Origin of the sequence: Streptomyces sp. NPDC050560 (assembly GCF_044457285.1) — a bacterium.
In the GTDB taxonomy this organism is placed as follows: Bacteria; Actinomycetota; Actinomycetes; order Streptomycetales; family Streptomycetaceae; genus Streptomyces.
This window is the reverse complement of the sequence record NZ_JBITGT010000002.1, coordinates 477,339-496,815: the sequence shown is the minus strand read 5'-3', so window position 1 is coordinate 496,815 and position 19,477 is coordinate 477,339. Positions and strand designations below refer to the sequence as shown.

At 68.3% G+C, this 19,477-nt stretch carries 15 protein-coding genes and 1 tRNA gene; 9 read left to right on the top strand and 7 right to left on the bottom strand.

The window, feature by feature from the left end; genetic code table 11:
• The first annotated feature begins 684 nt into the window (after window positions 1-684).
• Complete coding sequence (locus ACIBIW_RS06935; protein ID WP_399332725.1) at window positions 685-3,003, top strand: transglycosylase domain-containing protein; 2,319 nt, start codon at window positions 685-687, stop codon at window positions 3,001-3,003.
• 364 nt (window positions 3,004-3,367) lie between these two features.
• Here the strand turns inward: ACIBIW_RS06935 and ACIBIW_RS06930 are convergent, their stop codons facing one another.
• On the bottom strand, window positions 3,368-3,835 hold the full coding sequence (locus ACIBIW_RS06930; protein ID WP_399332723.1) for a GatB/YqeY domain-containing protein: 468 nt from the start codon (window positions 3,833-3,835) through the stop codon (window positions 3,368-3,370).
• Window positions 3,836-3,929: 94 nt separating this feature from the next.
• Between ACIBIW_RS06930 and ACIBIW_RS06925 the strand changes: the two genes are divergently transcribed.
• The 4 genes from ACIBIW_RS06925 to ACIBIW_RS06910 all read left to right on the top strand — a co-directional run bounded on the left by ACIBIW_RS06925 (window position 3,930) and on the right by ACIBIW_RS06910 (window position 8,969).
• Complete coding sequence (locus ACIBIW_RS06925; protein ID WP_399332722.1) at window positions 3,930-4,856, top strand: metallophosphoesterase; 927 nt, start codon at window positions 3,930-3,932, stop codon at window positions 4,854-4,856.
• Window positions 4,857-4,931: 75 nt separating this feature from the next.
• Window positions 4,932-5,005: transfer RNA gene (locus ACIBIW_RS06920), tRNA-Pro, on the top strand.
• A gap of 510 nt (window positions 5,006-5,515) precedes the next feature.
• On the top strand, window positions 5,516-6,532 hold the full coding sequence (locus ACIBIW_RS06915) for a hypothetical protein (RefSeq protein WP_399332720.1): 1,017 nt from the start codon (window positions 5,516-5,518) through the stop codon (window positions 6,530-6,532).
• Between the two features lie 613 nt (window positions 6,533-7,145).
• Window positions 7,146-8,969 carry a hypothetical protein gene (locus ACIBIW_RS06910; RefSeq protein WP_399332718.1) on the top strand — a complete coding sequence of 608 codons (1,824 nt, stop codon included), beginning with the start codon at window positions 7,146-7,148 and terminating at the stop codon, window positions 8,967-8,969.
• Window positions 8,970-9,007: 38 nt separating this feature from the next.
• Here ACIBIW_RS06910 and ACIBIW_RS06905 read toward each other — a convergent pair whose 3' ends face one another.
• The 3 genes from ACIBIW_RS06905 to ACIBIW_RS06895 form a co-directional block, all read right to left on the bottom strand.
• Window positions 9,008-10,513 carry a LacI family DNA-binding transcriptional regulator gene (locus tag ACIBIW_RS06905; protein ID WP_399332716.1) on the bottom strand — a complete coding sequence of 502 codons (1,506 nt, stop codon included), beginning with the start codon at window positions 10,511-10,513 and terminating at the stop codon, window positions 9,008-9,010.
• A gap of 32 nt (window positions 10,514-10,545) precedes the next feature.
• Window positions 10,546-10,923, bottom strand: a complete 378-nt coding sequence (locus ACIBIW_RS06900; RefSeq protein WP_399332714.1) for a helix-turn-helix domain-containing protein — start codon at window positions 10,921-10,923, stop codon at window positions 10,546-10,548.
• A gap of 126 nt (window positions 10,924-11,049) precedes the next feature.
• Window positions 11,050-11,562, bottom strand: a complete 513-nt coding sequence (locus ACIBIW_RS06895) for a multiprotein-bridging factor 1 family protein (RefSeq protein WP_399332712.1) — start codon at window positions 11,560-11,562, stop codon at window positions 11,050-11,052.
• A 295-nt stretch (window positions 11,563-11,857) separates the two neighbouring features.
• Here ACIBIW_RS06895 and ACIBIW_RS06890 point away from each other — a divergent pair, with 295 nt between their 5' ends.
• The 4 genes from ACIBIW_RS06890 to ACIBIW_RS06875 all read left to right on the top strand — a co-directional run bounded on the left by ACIBIW_RS06890 (window position 11,858) and on the right by ACIBIW_RS06875 (window position 16,871).
• On the top strand, window positions 11,858-13,135 hold the full coding sequence (locus ACIBIW_RS06890; protein WP_399332710.1) for a DUF3631 domain-containing protein: 1,278 nt from the start codon (window positions 11,858-11,860) through the stop codon (window positions 13,133-13,135).
• Window positions 13,136-13,479: 344 nt separating this feature from the next.
• Window positions 13,480-14,415 carry a DUF2637 domain-containing protein gene (locus tag ACIBIW_RS06885; protein ID WP_399332951.1) on the top strand — a complete coding sequence of 312 codons (936 nt, stop codon included), beginning with the start codon at window positions 13,480-13,482 and terminating at the stop codon, window positions 14,413-14,415.
• A 102-nt stretch (window positions 14,416-14,517) separates the two neighbouring features.
• Window positions 14,518-15,183: a plasmid mobilization relaxosome protein MobC gene (gene mobC, locus ACIBIW_RS06880; protein ID WP_399332708.1), complete on the top strand. Its 666-nt coding sequence runs from the start codon at window positions 14,518-14,520 to the stop codon at window positions 15,181-15,183.
• Window positions 15,180-16,871: a relaxase/mobilization nuclease domain-containing protein gene (locus tag ACIBIW_RS06875; RefSeq protein ID WP_399332705.1), complete on the top strand. Its 1,692-nt coding sequence runs from the start codon at window positions 15,180-15,182 to the stop codon at window positions 16,869-16,871. Before mobC ends, ACIBIW_RS06875 begins: the two co-directional genes overlap by 4 nt.
• A gap of 30 nt (window positions 16,872-16,901) precedes the next feature.
• Here ACIBIW_RS06875 and ACIBIW_RS06870 read toward each other — a convergent pair whose 3' ends face one another.
• The 3 genes from ACIBIW_RS06870 to ACIBIW_RS06860 are packed head-to-tail and all read right to left on the bottom strand — an operon-like array spanning window position 16,902 to window position 19,427.
• Window positions 16,902-17,591, bottom strand: a complete 690-nt coding sequence (locus ACIBIW_RS06870) for a WbqC family protein (RefSeq protein ID WP_399332703.1) — start codon at window positions 17,589-17,591, stop codon at window positions 16,902-16,904.
• A gap of 46 nt (window positions 17,592-17,637) precedes the next feature.
• A complete protein-coding gene (locus ACIBIW_RS06865) occupies window positions 17,638-18,306 on the bottom strand; it encodes a YdcF family protein (protein WP_399332701.1) in 669 nt (222 codons plus the stop codon).
• Window positions 18,303-19,427: a helix-turn-helix domain-containing protein gene (locus ACIBIW_RS06860; protein ID WP_399332699.1), complete on the bottom strand. Its 1,125-nt coding sequence runs from the start codon at window positions 19,425-19,427 to the stop codon at window positions 18,303-18,305. The genes ACIBIW_RS06865 and ACIBIW_RS06860 overlap by 4 nt, the downstream gene beginning before the upstream one ends.
• Between the last annotated feature and the right edge of the window lie 50 nt (window positions 19,428-19,477).

Below are 19,477 nucleotides of genomic sequence, written 5' to 3'. Positions count from 1 at the left end.
ATCTTGAATGGCCCGAACGGACTATGTGTACGCGGCAGATCACCCAACGGAGTGAGCTGGGGACATACATGATCAACCCGGCATTCCGGGGCAGTTGGCGGGGCCCGTGGAAAGCCAGGTCGTACTCGGATTGCGCGGAGATTTGATGCGCTGCCGCATAGCCGTGACAGCTAAGAGCAGCTTAGGCCAAGGCATGCACCCCTGTCTGGCGAATCGAAACGTAGGTGGGTCACGGCTTCGTACCGTCGAATCGTTGGGCCGACGGCCGCTGTTCACATACGACTGCAAAGACTGCTGAGTACGGGACGGCATCTATCGGCGCGGCAGATGCCCACTGCTTATGACAACGGCAGCGGGGTGTCGGGGACACGTGCCGTACCGGCGGGCTCGGATGCATTGTCCGGCGCGCGGTTGTTCGCGAACGCCCCGCCCGCACCCCCCACGCGCCGGTCCACGCCGCCCACTCGGGCGGTACGGACCCCTCCGCACAGGCCCTCCGGTCGGCCCGCGCACCGACCTCCCGAGCCACGGCCAGACCTCCCGGTCACCCCGCGCGACCCCGACCCGGCGGCTGCCGCCGCCCGACCCCGGATACCCAACCCCCGAAGTAACTCTCCGGACAATTCCGACGGTACGCGCCCCTCGCCCCTCCGAACGCCGTCGCCGACGGATTAGGCTGCCCCCATGGGAATGAAGCGCTCGGGCGGTGGACTGTCGCCGGTCCAACAGGCCGCCAAGTTCCTCGGTGTCAGCGTGCTCGCCGGAGCCGTGATGGCGGGGATCGCCCTGCCCGCCGCCGGGGCACTCGGCCTCGCCGCCAAGGGGTCCGTCGAAGGCTTCGACGAGATCCCGGCCAATCTGAAGCAGCCGCCGCTGAGCCAGCGCACGACCATCCTGGACGCCGAAGGCGGACAAATCGCGACAGTTTACTCACGCGACCGTACCGTCGTGAAGCTTCAGGACATCTCCCCGTACATGCAGAAGGCGATCGTCGCGATCGAGGACTCGCGGTTCTACGAGCACGGCGCGGTCGACCTCAAGGGCATCCTGCGCGCGCTGAACCAGAACGCGCAGAGCGGCGGCGTCTCCCAGGGCGCCTCCACCCTCACCCAGCAGTACGTGAAGAACGTCTTCATCGAGGAGGCAGGCGACGACCCGACGAAGGTCGCACAGGCCACCCAGCAGACCCTCGGCCGCAAGGTCAAAGAGCTGAAGTACGCGATCCAGGTCGAAGAGGAACTGGGCAAGAAGCGCATCCTGGAGAACTATCTCAATATCACCTTCTTCGGCGAGCAGGCGTACGGCGTCGAGGCCGCGGCCCAGCGCTACTTCTCCAAGCACGCCAAGGACCTCAACGTCCAGGAGTCGGCGCTGCTGGCCGGCATCGTGCAGTCGCCGAGCCGCTACGACCCGGTCAACGACGAGAAGGAGGCCACCCGCCGCCGCAACGTCGTACTACAGCGGATGGCCGAGGTCCACGACATCTCCCAGGCGCAGGCCGACAAGGCGGAGAAGGCGCCGCTCGGCCTGAACATCAGCGAGCCCAAGAACGGCTGTATCACCGCGGTCCAGGGCGCGGGCTTCTTCTGCGACTACGTGCGCAACGTGTTCCTCACCGACCCGGTCTTCGGTAAGACGAAGAAGGAACGGGCCCAGTTGTGGAACCGCGGCGGCCTGACCGTCCGCACCACCCTCGACCCGCAGGCCCAGAAGTCCGTGGAGAACTCGGTCAAGGCGCATGTGAACGCCGACGACAAGGTCGCCACCGCGGTCAGCCTGGTCGAGCCCGGCACAGGAAAGATCCTGGGCATGGGGCAGTCGCGTCCGTACGGATTCGGAAAGAACCAGACGCAGATCAACTACTCCGTTGACAAAAGTATGGGCGGCGGTGCCGGGTTCCAGACGGGGTCGACGTTCAAGCCGATCGTGGCGTCGGCCGCCATCGAGGGCGGGACGCCGGCGACCAAGGTGTACCCGTCCCCGTACAAGATGGCGTACCCGAGTCCCGTGCGGCAGTGCGACGGCAAGCAGTGGGTGAACACCAACGGCGAGACGCTGGAGAACGAGGACGAGTCCGAGGTCGGCCCGTTCAGCATGAAGGAGGCGACCGCGAAGTCGGTCAACACCTATTACGTCTCGCTGATCAGTCAGATCGGAACCTGTCCTGTCACCGAGATGGCCGGAAAGATGGGCGTCGCCCGCGCCGACGGCGCCAAGCTCGGTCAGGACCCGTCGATCGCGCTCGGCACCCAGGAGCTGTCCCCGCTGACCATGGCCAGCGCGTACGCCACCTTCGCCGACCGGGGCACGTACTGCTCCCCGATCGCCATCGAGTCGATCACCGGCGCCGACAAGAAGCCGATCCCGGTCCCGAAGTCGGCGTGCGAGCGCGCGATGTCGGAGAAGACCGCCGACACCATCAACACCCTGCTCAAGGGCGTGGTCGAGGACGGCACGGGTCAGCAGGCGGGCCTCAGCGACCGGGCGAGCGCCGGTAAGACGGGTACGACGGACTTCCGTTACGCGGCCTGGTTCGTCGGGTACACGCCGAACATGTCGGGCGCGGTCTGGGTCGGCGACCCCGCGCACAAGCAGAAGATGATCGACATCAACATCGGTGGCGTCTACCACGACAAGGTGTACGGCGCCGACGTCCCCGGCCCGATCTGGAAGGACGCGGTCGCGGGCGCCCTGGCGGGCAAGCCGAGTCCCGGCTTCAACCTGATCAACATCCCGGACGGCCACAAGCACGGCAAGAAGCCGGGGGACGGCGACGACAAGCCGGGCGATGACAACGGCGGCGACAACGGCGATGGCGGTGACGATCCGGGCCACTCGACCCCGCCCGATGTGATCGGCGGCCTCGACGGCGGCGGCGACAACGGCGGCCAGGACGGCGGGGGCGACGACGGTGGCCAGATCGGCGGTCGTGACAACGGCGGCCAGATCGGCGGCTGGGCCAATGGCGGGAACAACGGCGGTGACAACGGCGGTTGGCCGTAGGCCGCGGCGGCGGTCGGGGCCGTGGGGCGAAGCGCGCGGACGGCCGCGGCTCAGCCGGAGGCGGCCGTAGACCGCAGAGCAGTGGCGGAGGGGGCGGGGGCGGAGACGCGCCCGCCCCCTCCGCGTGAGCCGTGCGTCATGAGGCTGGGGCCTCAAGGTGCGGGGGCGGGAGGGCGCTGCGGGCCGAGGCGCGAACCTCACGGCGCCGGGGCGTCAGGGCCCGCGCAGGCCGAGACACGAACCTCAGGGCCCCGAGGCGGCGAGGCCCCCGGGGCGCGGCCGAGGGACTCACGGCGCCGAGGGGGCGAGGCTGCGGGCGAGGGATGATCCTCACGGCCTCACGGGGCTGAGGGCGGGGACGGAGTCAGCCCGTGCCCAGCAGCTTCTTCACCATCGCGGCCACCCGGCCGCCCTCCGCGCGGTCGCCCACCTTGGGCCGCACGATCTTCATGACCTGCCCCATGGCGCGCTGCCCCTCGGCACCCGCGCCCTTGGCCTCGGCCACCGCCGCGGCGACGATCTCCTCCAACTCGTCGTCGGAGAGCTGCTGGGGGAGGTATCCGGCCAGCACCTCGCCCTCCGCGCGCTCGCGTCCCGCCTGCTCGTCACGCCCGGCCTTCTCGAACGCCTCGGCGGCCTCGCGCCGCTTCTTCGCCTCGCGGCCGATCACCTTCAGCACCTCGTCGTCGGACAGCTCGCGCGCGGCGTCGCCCGCGACCTCCTCCTTCGTGAGGGCGGAGAGGGTGAGCCGCAGGGTCGCGGAGCGCAGTTCGTCGCGCTCCTTGATGGCGGCGGTGAGGTCTTCCTTGAGCTTCGACTTGAGCGTGGTCATGGCTCGATTGTCGCAGTACGGCCCGGCACCCGCCGAGGTTTTCCACAGGCACCGCGGATGCGTCCGACCGGAGTGGGTCTGACACGATGGGTGTATGCGCGCGCGATACGGAGTACCCCTGGGAATCACGGCGGTCGGCGCCGCCGGCCTGCTCTACTCGGCGGGCATCGAGGTCCGCTCGTTCCGGCTGCGGAGGATCACCGTGCCGGTGCTGCCGACCGGGATGCGGCCGCTGCGGGTGCTCCATGTCTCGGACGTGCACATGGTCTGCGGGCAGCGCAAGAAGCAGCGGTGGCTGCGCTCGCTGGCGGGGCTGCGCCCGGACTTCGTGATCAATACCGGTGACAATCTGTCCGACCCGGAAGGCGTCCCGGAGGCGCTGGACGCACTGGGCCCCCTGATGGAGTTCCCCGGCGCCTACGTCTTCGGCTCGAACGACTACTACGGACCGAAGCGGCGCAACCCCGCAAAGTATCTGATCGAAAAAGCTCAGAAGAAGCACGGCCTCAATGGCAATCCGCCCGCCGTCGGCGCCATCCACAACCCGTGGACAGAGCTGCGCGACGGCTTCGACGAGGCGGGCTGGGTCAACCTCACCAACGCCCGCGGCGCGCTCAAGATCGACGGCATGGAGATCGGCCTCACCGGCGTCGACGACCCCCACATCAGGCGGGACCGCTACCACCAGGTCGAGGGCGGCCCGCTGCCGGGCGCCGACTTCTCGATGGGCATCGCACACGCTCCGTACCTGCGCGTACTCGACGCGTTCACGGCCGACGGCTACCCCCTGATCCTGGCGGGTCACACCCACGGCGGACAGCTCTGCATCCCCTTCTACGGCGCCCTGGTCACCAACTGCGACATCGACACCGACCGCGTGAAGGGCCTCTCCACCCATGAGGCGGACGACCACACCTCCTACCTCCACGTCTCGGCCGGCTGCGGCACCAACCGCTACACCCCGGTCCGCTTCGCCTGCCCCCCGGAGGCCACCCTCCTGACCCTGACCCCCCGCATCTGACCCCCAAAACCGGATTTCGCCTCCGGCCCACGGTGGGCTAGAGTAAACGTCGTCGCCAGCAAGCTTGACGACACTCGGGGTGTAGCGCAGCTTGGCAGCGCGCTTCGTTCGGGACGAAGAGGCCGTGGGTTCAAATCCCGCCACCCCGACAGTGAAGTACCAGGTCAGGGGCCTGATCCGCAGTGCGGGTCGGGCCCCTCCTGCATCTCTGGTGATCGTTTGGGAGAAATCTGGGAGAAGATCTTGGTCTACTTCTCCTAGATGTTGCCCGCCGAGCAGGAACCGCCCGTCTCGGCTGCGCTGCCTTGCATCTGCACGTTCGCGAACGGCCAATCGTAAGACCGATCGCAGAGGGCAGTCCGGGACACAGCGCCGAGCGGCCAATCGCACCAGTGCGCGTGTCCTGGCGATGCACACGAGCGGGTGCTGTCATTCACCAGGTCGCCCGAGAGCGAAAGCCTGCCGTTCGCGCCCCGTCCGGCGCTATAATCCCCATCAGGCGACCACGCTCGCTGTTACGTCGGACCCGGGTTCCTCCCGCAAATTACCCGGGGTTGAGGGCGCAAAGTGCCATCGGGCACGCGTGATGCAGAACTGTTTGTTCCTCCTATGGGGCGCAGTGAGCGGGAGCACTGTCACGCGCCCATCAGGAGCCGGACATGACGCTCGACAAGAACATCGCCAAACTCGCCCACCGGATCCGACGCGAGTCCGAGGATGCCATCCCCTTCCAGCAGGCATGGATGACCGCCGCAGATCAGTTCGGCGCACTCCCCGTCCACACCATGGCGCCCCGGGACCGGATCCCCCTCCGTGTCGAATACACCGGGGAGAGTGTCCCGGCCGCCCGATCCTCGATCGGCAATGACACCCTCGGGTTGGGCCTGGACCACTGCTCAGATGACCAGCGTGCCTTCAGAGCCCTGCTGGCGCTCGCATTCTTCAACGGCAACGTGTACACGGGGCCAACTGCCAAATGGAACTACGTGGTGGTCGCCTCGTACGACCCGGTGATGTCGCCCCGTCACGACCAGCTGGTGATGGTGGCGGAACGTGCCCCGGAAAACGTGGCCACCCGGTTGTTGACTACCGACGGCGCTGGCTCACGGGGCATTCCTGGGCTACGACACGAGGTGAGCTACGAGTGCCACGGGCAGCGCTCTTTGTGCCTGCGCCACCTGCCCACCGGTGCATTGCTGACGATCACCGGTGACCCGGCCGGTTGCCGCCGCGGCAGAAGGCGCAGCCTCTCTCCCCAACACCGCTATCTCACGATCGACCACGACGTCACCAATCACGAGCGTCGTGCACTGGCCGCGGTTCCCCCTATGTCGCACGACGCTACGACCCTGCTGGCTGGTCTCGTCTCGCGCTACAACCTGGCGGACCGGCGGGGCCGTTGGGCGACCAGTCTGTCCTGGGACCCTCTGGACCGCCCCAGCGCAGTACACAGGAGAAAGTCTGACGTGAGGATGCACGGCGCCATGCGTCGGCTTTGGGGCTCCGGGGACTCGTGGGTCTACCGCTGGACTGGATATCCAGAGCCGCATGACCTGGCTATCGCCCTGACTCACCGGGAAGTCGGGATCAAGGGCGCCAGGTTTACCCGTACTCGCGGCGCCTTCCGCGTGACACTGGGTACTGCCTCGCTTGAGCTGTTCGGCGAGAAGGGCTGATCCATGCCATTTCTCACCCAACACCCCGAGTCCGCAGCCATGCTGGTGACCGCTGTCATCCTTGGAGTTCTCCGCTTCACGTTCCCCAGGGACTCCCGCCATCGACTGGAGCTGTGGAAGGCAGTCCTTGAACACCGGCGCCATCGGTGGCAGGTAACAGAACGCCGCCGCGCGGCCGCAAAGCGTAGAGAACTCATTCAGCCGGAACAGGCAGCAGAAACAACGGAACCCGGCACCGTGCCGACAGCCGATTCTTGAGTCGTCGGCTACGGCCGAGCGCGCCTCCTCAGGAGCAACGTCCATGCGAAAGAGCACGGCAACAGCCGATCTCAACACAGCGGAGCGGATCAAACCCCGTGATGCATCAGCGCCGCTGCTCCCTTCCGGCATTTCAGGGGTACTCGCCTGAACGCCCAGTTGTGGTCTGGCAGGTGGATGAGCTACGTTACTGCCGCCTGGCCTCGGACGCGGCCAGTTCTGGATGCTCGCCTACCCGACCGTTGAGCATCGGCAGAGAACCTACGTCGATCAACCATCGTCATTCCGCGTGCTGTTGCTTCGTCGACATGCGCCTTCGTTGCCTGGGTCGGGAGGCAGTCGGAAGGAGCACGCCATGTACAGGATTGATCAGCTCAGCAATGCGGTGGGTCAACTCACCGGAGAGTCACTGGAAGGTGCACGGCAACGACTCGGCGGACTTCAGCGCTTTGACCAACTGATCCCCACCGCGTCTGCGGACCAAGCGCTCCTGGAGTCCGTGCTCGCCTCCGCCCTTGGCACGGCCGATGGCCAGACCCGCCCCTTCGGTGTACGAGAGGCCAAGCCCGTGGGCGAGAACCTCGTACTTCGCCTTGAGCGGACCGAGGACGTGCAGGCGCTGCTCGATCTGCTGCCATATCGCACGCAGAGGGGCTCGTGGCGCGGAGTGCGGGGCTTGTCCGTGCAGGTGGCTGACTCACGATTGCAGTTCGGCTTCCGGACGTGGCTGTACGAGCGGAACTGGCGATCCCTCGTCCCAACCGTGTGGGTTGCTGGTCCACATGAGGACGACCTCGCCGCGTTGCTGGCTGCCCACGAGCAACGCCTGGCAGAGTCTCGGCACACTGCTCAGTGGGATCCGCAGTGCCCCGAACCGGGGCCCAAACGGCAACCGCCCATCACACGCAGCCTGGTTCGCAGGCTCAGCGCCTCCTACGCCATGGGCAGCGCGCTGCTGCGGCGTCCCCGCCTATGGGACAGCTTGGCCGGCTGTGCCGGGGTGCGGGTGGAGACCGAGATGTCGCACTATGGGCTGGACTGGATTGTCGAACGACTCGTGAGCTACGGGCACTTCGACGACAACCGCCTTATCGAAGTGCTTACTGACCAAGTCGTGGGATGCAGTCTGCGTCTTCTGAGCCACGATTGCGGCACCCAGGAATGCTCCGTGCGGCTGGCGCCCCCTCCTGCAGCATGGGGCTGGCGGGGTGTCCTTACGATTCGTAGCCACCAGGCGCCGGCAGGGCCACATCTGGCTCCGCACAAGCCTCGCCCGCTGACAGCCATTGGTGGCTCCCTAAACGTCAGTCGGCGATCGGCCAACACCCGCAACACTGAGCAGGGAGATGAGGCGGACAAGGGCGGTAGCGTCATCCGACTCACCAAAATCGGGCGATCCGGTGCTGTTCACCGGGACGATCTGGCATGGGTTGCTGAACAACTCGCTTCCGTCTGGGCGGCCCAGGGGCTAGCGGCTGCTGTCATCACGACCGAGAATCGGTCCAGCTGGCGTCTCTTCCGTGACCCGGGCCAACCTACGTGGGCCACGGCTTCCGTTCCGAACACGACGGAAGGGTGGCGTCGCCTGCGCATCGTCCCAGCACCCGGCGAGCTGTGGTCACTGAGCGCCTCGACCAACGATGAAGGTGCGGCAGCCCTGGTACATGCCCGACGGACCTTCGACCGAGTCTTCCTGGTCGGTAGGTTCGAGCAGCACCTGGAGAAGGCACCTCTCAACCCGAGTACCGATGCGCACATCCTTGTTCACTCGGCGGAGCCGTACGAGCGAAGCATCCAACTACCCGCGGAAGGGGGCGTCGAGGGGCAAGCTGTGCCACTGACGCCTGCCGAGTCAGCCGTGCATTGGCGCCAGCAGGAGCTGGGTGGATGGACCCCGCAACGGCCTCTCACAGGGGTGCTGCTTCTGGGCCACCACAACCTGGACGAGGAGACTGACGAGTTCGATCGGGCTGTCGAGGATCAGCTCGGCCGCTACGGGACCCGTGTTCTGGGGCGCTTCCCGGCCAATCGACCGATCATCGTCGGCCGGCGACACAGTCCGCACCCACCCACCGTTCTCGACCCGGAGACCGAGCAGCCTACGCACGCGCAGATGGTCTCCGCAGCGAACAATCTGGCGAGCCGCCTCTGGCCCGGCACCCTATCCGTCATCTCCTGACGGGGCCCCGATGCTAGTGCCTCGGGGCCCCGTCAATCTCACGCCCTCGCGACGAGCAATCGTTCCAGCGCTGCTACGGGAGATCTTGGGGACATCGCTCGGCGAGCGTCGAGCGATCCCTCCCACTGCTCGGTCAAGCCAAGCATGAGGCGCCGGCGCATGCCGGGCGTGACGTGGGCGTAGCGCGCGGAGACCGAGCCGTCGATGTGGCCCATGCGTTCGTCCATGAGGACCTTCTCGGTGCCGAGGTCCTCCATCATCGTGCGATGGGTGTGCCGGAGCCCGTGGGGCGTGAGGCCCTTGGCGATCGGGAGCCAGCAGGCGTCAGCCCGAGCGGCTGCCCCTCGGCCTCGGGCCGGGATGCCGGGCCAGGGCTCGCCGAGGATTGGTACCGGGCGGGCCTCCTGCGGGGCCTTCTTCGGGTACCAGCCTGAGACCGCCGGGGTGAACAGCCAGGTGGCGAAACCGTTTCGACGCCAGTGGGCTGCGTGCTCCGATGTGGTGCCGCCGCGTACGAACCCGAGCTCCGCGATGGCGAGTTCGACACGTACGCGCGTGTCTTCGCGTACGCGGTCGGGGTGGTTGAGGACGTTCGAGACCGTGCCCGTGGAGACTTCGGCACGGCGGGCGACGTCGACGAGCTTCGCGCCCTGGTGGCCTCCTGTGCGCGCCTTGCCTTGGCCTCGGAAGACGTACGTCCTGCCATGGCAGGGGCAGGGCGTCGGCTTTGTACGGGCGATGTGGTTGAAGACCAGGGCCGACAGCCAGTCCGTCGAGTCGATGTCGCGGTAGCTGTCGTCCTTGGGCGGGCAGCGGACCAGTTCTCCGGTGTCCAGTTCGTACAGCTGCCACTCGACGCGAAAGGCGGCGGTTCGGATGAACTCCGTTTCCAGGCCGACGATTTCGCCCCAGCGCTTGCCGGTGTAGCCCTTGAGGACGGTGGCGACGAACTCGTCGTCTCGGCCGGAGAGCAGGGCTGCCCGCTCGGCGGTGAGCAGGATGCCGAGCGCGTCGGTGACGACCTTCTCTGGGCCTCGGTCGCGGGAGCGGCCGGCGCGCTTGCCCCGTCCGCGCCGCCGGGCCGCCGGGTTCGACGTGAGCAAGCCCTCGTCAATCGCGTCCTCGAAGATCAGGTGAAGCGTGGAGCGCCAGGTCTTGACGCTGGAGGCCGCGTAGACCGCCCGCTCCTTCTTCTCCCACAGCTCGATGTCCGTGCGCAGGACGCCGGCGAGCGCCTTGTCCTCGAAGTCGGGGAGCAGGTGCTCCTCGATGTGGCGCTTGTAGTTCTGCATCGTCGAGGCAGCAAGGTCCTGGGCGGCGTACCAGCGACTCGCGTACTCGCCGAAGGTCTCCTGGCCGAGACCCGGGTCACGCCACTGGCCACGGCGAACGGTCACCTCTTCGGCGTCTGCGGCCTGCTTGGCCTCGCGCTTGGTGGCGAACTTGACCACGGCGCCCGTGGAATCGGCGACGGTGCCGTACCTGCCGTCCTCGATCTTGTAACGGCCACGCCAGTAGCCGCTGCGCTTCTCTGCGTACCCCACAGATTTCCCTCCCTTCTGTCGTGTGGGGTGTGTTAAGCAGCGGTTCCGTACTGGGACTTGGTCATCCGGCGCGGTGGCCGGGCCTGGAGCCGGACGGTGGGCACGGCCGGATCGGGCCGGTGACGAGCGGTCGGCTTATGCGTGGGCGCGGGAGCGGCGCCAGGGCGCTGCGCGTTCAGGGCCGGACGCTCTTCGTGCATGCGGATGATCTCCGCGAGGTGCTCGTCCGAGAAGCGGTACGCACGGCCCACGCGGGTCAACGGGATGAGCCGACGGCGAGCGCGGTCCTTGACCCACCAGGCGGAGCAACCGAGGACGGCTGCAACTTCCTCGGGGACATAGAGACGCGGCAGGCCAGCCTCGGCGGGCGAAGTCGGTGCGGAGGCAGGGGTTATCGCGGGTTGGCGCAAGGGGTGGGTCCTCTTCTGGCGGGCAGTGGGCGCGGCAACGCCGACCCGCCGGTCGATCGCTAGGGATGTGGGTGAGCTGCCCGGCCTGGGGGTTTGCGGGCCCAGGGCGGGAGGGGGTGCCGGAGGCTATGCCTCGTCGGTGGAGTGGCCGTCGCTGTCACCGGGCGGAGGGCCGTGCATCTTCAGCATGGTCTTGTTGGCCTCCTCCGCGATGGCGCTCTGGACCATGAGGTCGGCTTCCTCGCGGATGTCGGGGTGCTCGGCGAGGTAGGTGTCGAACGCTTCGCGCGCCTGTGTGAAGGCCATGTTGGCTCTCTGGGTCGCGCGGAACGCGTCCACGACCTCGTCGATGAGTTCCATGGCACGGGCCTTGGCTGCCAGCTGTGGTGGCCCGACGAGGTTGCGCAGGTCGATGCCGAGGACCTCGGCGAAGCCGATGGCGTCGTCGAGGTTGATGCGGCGCTTGCCGTTCTCGATCCGCCAGACCGCGGACGGGTTCATCTCGAAGCCGGCCTCGTTGAGCCGGTCGGACAGCGCGTTGGTGCTCCAGCCACGGGCCTCGCGCTCGACCCTGATGCGGGTTGCGACGTTCGCTTCGCCGCTGAGCAGTACGCCCTCGTCCGGTTCTTCCTCCGCCACCGGCGGCTCCTTCCGTTCGTAGCGACACACTGCGGTTTGCAGCACAGCCTAAACAGTAGCATCGCTACTGCGATATGCAGAATACTTCTGCGGCCTGCATATCGTGTGGCATAGTGGAGGCACCCCCACCCCACTGACCTCAGGGGTCCGCACGCCCGCACGTGACATGAAAGAAGCCCCCGGCGATGCCGGGGGCTCAAGCGCAAACCTCTCAACCGCCATCCCTAGCGATCAACCTGCGGAGACCGGGATTGCCGTCCCAGATGGCCCGCAAGCAGAGGAGCTGATGCCCAGTATGGCCGATGCCCAGCCGAATACGCCATCCCTTCCGGACGACTCCGGCACGTCGTGGCCCCCAGTCGCCGTCCCCGGCCAGCTGTCCGGCGCTGCTGCGCCTCCCACAGAAGAGGACCCCGACGACACCACCTCGCCTACGCCGCTAGCCGAGGGGGCGCAGATCCTGGATGACCTTCGGGCGCAGCTGAAGCGGTACGTGGCAATGCCGAGCGGGGAGGCCGTCACGGCGGTGGCCTTGTGGGTCGCGGCGACGCATCTTCAGCGTGCGTGGCAGCACGCGCCGCGCCTGGCGATCGTCGCGCCGGAGAAGCGGTGCGGTAAGTCCCGCCTGCTAGACGTGGTCACCGAGACCGTGCACAACCGGCTGATCACGGTCAACGCCAGCGCGGCGGCGATCTTCCGGTCGATCGACGGGAACGACCCGCCGACTCTCCTGGTCGACGAGGCCGACACCATGTTCAGCACCACCAAGGCCGCGGAGAAGAACGAGGAGGTCCGCGGTCTCATCAACGCCGGACACCAGCGCGGCCGGCCGACACTGCGAGTGTCCGGCCCCGAGCACCAGGTGCAGGAGTTCCCCACCTTCGCCATGGCGGCCCTGGCTGGGATCGGCGACCTGTCGGACACGATCATGGACCGTGCGGTGGTCATCCGAATGCGCCGCCGAGCAGCGGGCGAGAAGGTGGCGTCCTTCCGCACCGGCCGGGACACACCCGCCCTGAACGCGATCCGCGATCGCCTCCCCGCCTGGCTCCAGCCGCTCTATGAACTGGCCATGGAGATGGAGCCACCGATGCCGGTCGAGGACCGCGCGGCGGACACCTGGGAACCGCTGGTCATCGTCGCCGATCTCGCCGGAGGTGACTGGCCCGCGCTGGCCCGCACCGCCTGCCGCACCATGACCGGCTACGAGGCCGGCCAGGACGAGGAAGGCGGTCTTCGCACCCGCCTCCTGGTCGGCATCCGCCGCGCCTTCGCCGCCGTCGGCGACCCTGCCGTGCTCAGCACGAAACACCTGTTGGAATCCCTGAACGCAGACAGGGAAGCACCGTGGGCGGAGTACGGCGCAAACGGCCTGACCCCGCGCGGCCTGCGGCTGCTGCTCAAGCCGTACGGCATCGGCTCGGCCAACCGCCGCTTCCCGGAGGGCACCCAGGCCAAGGGCTTCGCGCGCAACCAATTCCTCGACACCTGGGCGCGCTACTGCCCTGAGCCGAAGGCGGCAGACGCGTCCGTCTCGTCAGCCGACGGTCCCCTTCCCGGCACCCCAGCCTGACCCGACTTCACTCGCACCACTCGTCCCCGCGCAGGTCAGCACGGGGACGAGTGAACGCCTCGCAACGAGTCGTCTCGACATCGCCACGCCACTCGTACCTGTGCTGACCAGGCACGCGACGAGTGGTACGAGTCCCCGCACCTCACGGCGGCCACGCCCTGCCCTCCCCCGCACCAAGGCCGCCGCCTCAAGCCCACCTGGAGCACCCCCGCTTGCTTGCACGCATCACCGCCCTGCTCAGCCGAACTGATTCGCATCAGCGTCGCCCCGCTGCCGATCCTGGAAGTGGACGCCGGGCGGGCGCACGCGCCACCCTCGTCCTCGGCCTGATTGCCGTCGTCCTCATGGCCTTCCGAGTCTCGTGGAACGCGCTGTCCGACGTGGCCCGCGCCATCGGCGCCGATCCCACCGCCGCCCTGCTCTACCCGATCGTGGTCGACGGGCTCATGGCCCTCGCGCTCATCGCCACACTCGTGCTGACCGGCCCCGATCGGACATTCGCGCTACGAGTACTGGCGACCTACACCATCGCCAGCCTCCTGCTGAACTACGTCCACGGCCTCATACCGACCCTGCACACCGAGTCGACCCGGCTGGGTCGACTCACCAGCTGGGACCCTGCGAACTGGGCCCTCGTACTGCTGGCCACGTCACTCCCAGTCGGGTCGATCTACTTCGGCTCGGACCTCGTGGCAAAGGTGCTGCACCACAAGCACGAGTCGGCCGACTCGGCCCAGTCGGTCACCCGGCAACGAGAGGAATCCGCTGGCCAGCGCGCCAGTGAGCAGGCCGCACCGTCGGTGGCCGACCGAGCCGAACCGGTCCCCGAGGAGCCGCCCGAGTCGACCTGCGTGAAGGTCGACGAGGCACACATGACCGGATCGACCGGAGCCGACGAGTCGGCCCTCACTGCCCGACCGCCCCGGTCGACCACCATGGCGAAGTCGACCGAAGCCGCCCCGCCGGAGAAGGCCGGTAGGCGTCTCACCAACGCTGAGTCGACCACCAATCGCCATCGCACCGACGCCGAAGTGCTCGCTGAAGGCCGCCGCCTGACCGCCGACTGGAGCGACGACCAGTTGACCGCCAAGCGCCTGCGCAGCGAACTGCGGATCGCCCAGACGCGCGCCGGCGCCGTGCGCGACCGGCTGCGGGCCGAGCGCGCCAGTCGGCCCGAGCCTGTCGCGGACGATGGCTTCGGGGGCCAGCGTCTCGGCACGTACGACGACGCCAAGTTCCAGCAGAGGGAAGCCGCCGCAGCCCCCTCCGCCACCGCCTGATCCAGCGCACGCCCTGGCCGCCCCCCTCCATGCCGACAAGCACGAGGGGGGCACCCGCATACAGCGAACACTCGCCCCCAGCACTCCACGGAGAACCAGCCCATGCACGACCCGCACCACGAACTCGCCATCCCGCAGCAGGAGATGACCACCGGCCTGAACAGCGCAGCAAGGTATCCCGCTGGACCGTCCAAGGGCCGGTCTCACGGGGAAGCCTCCGCCACGGGGGTGGCGGAGGCACGCGGGCACCAGGGGGTGTCCGAGCAGGAACAGCCCACCGCCATCGCCGACATCACTGCTGCCGTCGAGATGCCGTTGCCGCGTGCAGCAGAAGAAGCCGCCTTGCACCGCGTCGCCCAACGTCGCAAGCCCGACCCCAACGGCCGTCGCGAGGGACGAGTCGACGTCCGCTACAGCGAAGAGGAAGAGGCCGTTATACGCGCCAAGGCAACGTCGCTGAACCTCAGCGGCGCCCACTACGTTGCCGCAGCCACTCTGGCCCACGTCCACGGCGACCTCACCCTGGCCGGCCAGCGCACCCAGCTCGACGACTACATCGACGAGATCAACGCCCTGCGCGAGCAGGTCACCGCCATCGGCCGCAACGTCAACCAGATCGCCAAGAAGCTCAACTCCGGCGGCCATCCACACCCTGGGGACAGCGCTCTCCTCGCCCAGACCGACCGGACCCTGGACGCGGTCGGTGAGACGGTGAGCCACATCGCGGCCGCCGCGAACCAGGCCGTCAGCCACAAGGCGCCGCGATGATCGCGAAGATCACCGGAGGCAAGGGCACCGCCAACCTGATCCGCTACCTCTACGACACGAAGAAGAAGGGCCACACCGACCCGCACCTGGTCGCCTCCTGGGACGGCTTCGCCCCCGACCCCGGCCGCACCAATGATGTCGATGCCACGAAGCGGGCTCTCGTCGCCGACCTCGACCTGCACGTCAAGCAGGCCGAGCGGCTCGGCCGCGCACCCGAGAAGCACGTGTGGCACTGCTCGATCCGTGCCACCAAGGCCGACCGCCACCTCAGCGACGACGACTGGGCTGACATCGCCCACCGCATCGTCGCCGCCACCGGGATCGCACCCGACGGCGATCCGGACGGCTGCCGCTGGGTCGCCGTCCGCCACGCCCCCGACCACATCCACATCGCCGCCACCACAGTCCGCGCCGACCTGCGCACCGCCCGGCACTGGAACGACTACCTCACCGCCGACCGCGAACTCGCAGCCGTCGAAAAGGAGTACGGCCTCTTCCAGGTCATACGCGGGGATCGCACAGCCGCGAAACGGCCTACCCGTGCCGAGCAGGAGAAGGCCAAGCGCGCCGGCCAAGCCCGCACCGCCCGCGAACACCTGCGCACCACCGTGCGCACCGCCGTGGCCGCCGCCACCAGCACCGAGGAGTTCGTCCACCTGCTGGAGCACACCGACGGCATCCTCGTGGACATCAGGCACTTCCCGTCCGGTGATGTACGCGGCTACACCGTCGCCCTCGACGGCGACGTCAACGCCCAGCAGGAGCTGATCTGGTACTCCGGCTCCGAACTCTCCCCCGACCTGTCCCTCCCCAAGATCCGCAAGCGTCTAGAAGCCACCGAACCCCAGCACAGCCCCCGTCGGGTGAACCCGTGGCACCAGGCAACCGCCGTCGCGGAGCGCATCCCCCACCACCTCGACGGCGATGACGATGCAGCCGCTCAGGCCCACCTGGCCGCCTTCGGCGAAGCCCTCGACGCCCTGCCCCTGCGCGCACCCCAGGCCATCCGCCCCCAGCTCCAACAGGCAGCCGAGGCGTTCGAGCGCGCCACCCACTCCCGCGTCCAAGCCGAGCACCAGCACGCCCGCGCCCTGCGCAGCGCCGTACGGACCATGGTCCGCGAGCCCGCCCCCAAGGACGGCGCCCTGCTCGCGATGCTCCTCGACGCCGCGATCCTCGTCGTCATCGCCGCCCACCGCTGGCACCAGCGACGCCACCACGACCAACAGGTGGCCGCAGCCCAACAGACCCTGATCCACCTGCAGGCCGCTTACGAGCAGACAGCCACCGCACCACTGACCGTCCTCGCCCAGCGCCGGCCACCCCAGCAGACGGTGGAACGGCACATCCTCCTCATCCGACAGGCCATGCCTGTCCACGCCGAGCAGGTGGTCAGGGACCCGGTCTTCGACGCCCTCACCGCCGCCCTCGCGACCGCCGAGAAGGCCGGGCATGATCCGAAGCAGCTGCTGCAGCAGGCCACTGACGAACGGGCGCTCGACGACGCCCGCAGCCCTGCACGGGTACTGACCTGGCGCGTCGAGCGGCTCAGCACCAGGCCGGTTCCGAGCGACCGTGCACGAGTGGCACGGATGCGGAGCGCGGCACGGCGGCAAGGCACATCGGTCAGCCCGGCAGCGGTCGCGCCGGCCTCCCAGCCACAGCCGCCACAGGCACGTCGACGTTGATCACACCCGCTTCCGTATACGAAGCGGGTGTCAGGCCGCGCGCCCCAGCGCATCGTGGGCGAACGCGAGAGCCCGGAGACGAGCTCCCACAGCGTCGGGGCCGCGGAACGCCAATGCCCGCAGAGCACTGGTCTGTCGCCCCGAGGCCCACAGACCAGTGACCGGCGAGAGAAACGGGACGACGGCCACTCCCAGCTCGGTGAAGGGGGCATGGTCCAGGTAGGTCATGCCGCCGGTGCCGCACAGGTACGCGCGTGCGCCGGTGGCGTCGGCTAGGTCGGCCAGCCGCTCGGACCGACCCGTGCGTGCGGGCAGGGCGCTGCTGGTGAAGATCTGCCCCCGCCAGCCGAGCAGTTCGAGCAGCGCGCGAGTCGAGGCCGTGGCGACCGGCGCGACCCTTCCTGCGTCGAACGCATTCCAGACCGGCTGAAGGGCACGGTCAAGTGCGGGCCAGTGAGGACTGGTCCCGTACTGCTGGCGCAGGATCGATGAGGCTCTGCGTCGGGCCGCGGCAGGGTCGGCGATCAGGGTGTCTCTGATAAGGGTGGCGCGCCCGGAGGGGCGGTGAGTGGGGATGGTCAGCCACCGGTTCGGGCCAAGACCGTCGAGTGTGGCGATGCGGGCGCGATGCTGGTAGTCGCGGCGGGCGAACTGCACGTCGTCCAGGACGATCCAGTGGTCCGACGCGAACAGCTTGGCCAGCGTGGTCAGCCGGGGCATGAAGTTGGGCTGGTGGATGGCGCACAGGCTGCCCGGGGAGGAGAGTTCAGGAGGCGATGAGGCGGCTGGTGAAGTCGGCGTGGATGAGGGATTCGTACGCAGCATGCACGTCCTCCGGGACCTCCTGCTCGATGGCGAACCCGAGCTTCGGATACTCGATCACCCGCTGGAGGTCGCCGACGAGCATGTCCACCACGAGCTTCTCGTCGCCGATGGACTTGAGGTAGTCGTCGAACTCCAGGGTTTCCGAGGCGCACACCATCTCGACCTCGGGCCACAGCTTGCGGGCGGTGGCGTACGACCGCCGTTCCATGTAGGGCTTGGAGACCAGCAGCACCTTCTCCGGGGTGATGCCGGCGTCGGCCAGGACCTCGCGGGCGAGGGTGATGTTCTGCCCGGTGTTCGCGGCGTGGGGCTCCAGCAGGATCGCTGAGGCGGGGACGTCGAGGTCGATGGCGTGCTCGCGGAAGTGGACCGCTTCGCCGCGTGGGAAGACCTTGGCGGTGGTCGGGCTGTTGCCGCCGGTGAAGACCAGCGTGGGGAAGAGACCCGCGTGGTACAGCTCGGCGGCGCGCGTGGCCACCCCCAGGTCGTGGCTGCCCAGGCCGATCGCCACGTCCGCGGGGTGGGCCTGGTGGTGCATCTGGTGGTAGTCCCAGATCGCCTTGGCCTGGTGCCACTGGTCTTCGGTGATGACCTGCTGGCTGTCACTCATGCGTTCGTCTCCCTGATCACCGTCGGCGGGGCCCCGGGCGGCCCCTCACTGCTGGCCTTGACGCTCTCGATACTGCGCAGTTGGTGCACGAGGCCGTACTGCGCGGCCGTCCGAGCGGCCTGGCCGAGAACGCGTAACCCATCATCGCGGGTCACCGCGTCGGACAGCAGAATGTGGCCGTGAGCGGTGTCCAGTCGTACGCGTTGCATCGGTGAGTCGCTGCTCCCGCTGCTTCGGGCGATGTCGATGAAGTGCAGGGCTTGGGTGAGGTCCCCGACGCCCCGGCGGGCCAGGGCGAGCTTCTGATGGGCCACCGACCAATCGTCGGGTTCGGTGAGGTCTTCGAATTCACGGGTCGCGGCCTGCATCACGCGGGTCGCGTAGTCGTGGTTGCCGTCCTTGCTGAGTGCGGTGCCCACCCACAGGCGGGCTCTGGCCCGGTCACGGCGAGAGAGCCGGTCGTCGACGGCGAGCGTCTCGTACGTACGGGCCGACGTCTCCAGGTCACCGGACATCTCCGCGACGACCGCGAGGGACAGATCGAGCTGGGCGACACGGCGGGGAATGTCGAGCTGGGTGAAGATCGAGCGCGCGCCCGCGTAGGAGTGGCGTGCGGACAGTGGTCCGAGCACCGCGCCCTGATCGCGCTTGAGGTCTCCGAGTAACGCGGTGGATCGGGCGTAGAGGTACAGGCCCTTGTCGTCGAGTTCGGCGGCCGTGAAATGGTTGAGCCATCGGCCCAGCAGGCTGTCCGCGAAGGTGAAGTTCTGCCGGGACAAGGCGACAACGGCACGATCCAGGTCGTCGGTCCACGACTCGTACTCCCAGGCTCTGGGCCCGGCAGCCGTCACCCGGCGCCCGGCTGCCATCTGCCCGGGGCCAGCCATTTCCGACAGAAGCGTTTCGAAGCGCAGGTGCACGGAGGCATCGGCGCGGCCGAGCGCGGTGTCGAGAATGGCTTGGGTGTCGGGGCGGGGCTCGGTCGCGGACCGGAGCTTTTCCCACTTCGAGATGGTCGCAACGGCGAGACCGAGGCGCTCGGCGAAAGCCCGCACACTCAGGCGGAGGGCGAGCCGTAAAGCTCTGGCCTCCAGGCCGGTCCAGTGGTGCACGGTCGCCACGCGTCGCTCCCTTCCTCCAGTCATGGAAGCAGAAGCGTCCGGCCGGTGGG

Coding starts and splice junctions, on each gene's coding strand:
- ACIBIW_RS06935 (WP_399332725.1), top strand. CDS start 685: ATGGGAATGAAGCGCTCGGGCGGTGGACTGTCGCCGGTCCAACAGGCC.
- ACIBIW_RS06930 (WP_399332723.1), bottom strand. CDS start 3,835: ATGACCACGCTCAAGTCGAAGCTCAAGGAAGACCTCACCGCCGCCATC.
- ACIBIW_RS06875 (WP_399332705.1), top strand. CDS start 15,180: ATGATCGCGAAGATCACCGGAGGCAAGGGCACCGCCAACCTGATCCGC.
- ACIBIW_RS06870 (WP_399332703.1), bottom strand. CDS start 17,591: ATGCCCCGGCTGACCACGCTGGCCAAGCTGTTCGCGTCGGACCACTGG.
- mobC (WP_399332708.1), top strand. CDS start 14,518: ATGCACGACCCGCACCACGAACTCGCCATCCCGCAGCAGGAGATGACC.
- ACIBIW_RS06925 (WP_399332722.1), top strand. CDS start 3,930: ATGCGCGCGCGATACGGAGTACCCCTGGGAATCACGGCGGTCGGCGCC.
- ACIBIW_RS06890 (WP_399332710.1), top strand. CDS start 11,858: ATGGCCGATGCCCAGCCGAATACGCCATCCCTTCCGGACGACTCCGGC.
- ACIBIW_RS06915 (WP_399332720.1), top strand. CDS start 5,516: ATGACGCTCGACAAGAACATCGCCAAACTCGCCCACCGGATCCGACGC.
- ACIBIW_RS06885 (WP_399332951.1), top strand. CDS start 13,480: ATGGCCTTCCGAGTCTCGTGGAACGCGCTGTCCGACGTGGCCCGCGCC.
- ACIBIW_RS06910 (WP_399332718.1), top strand. CDS start 7,146: ATGTACAGGATTGATCAGCTCAGCAATGCGGTGGGTCAACTCACCGGA.
- ACIBIW_RS06865 (WP_399332701.1), bottom strand. CDS start 18,306: ATGAGTGACAGCCAGCAGGTCATCACCGAAGACCAGTGGCACCAGGCC.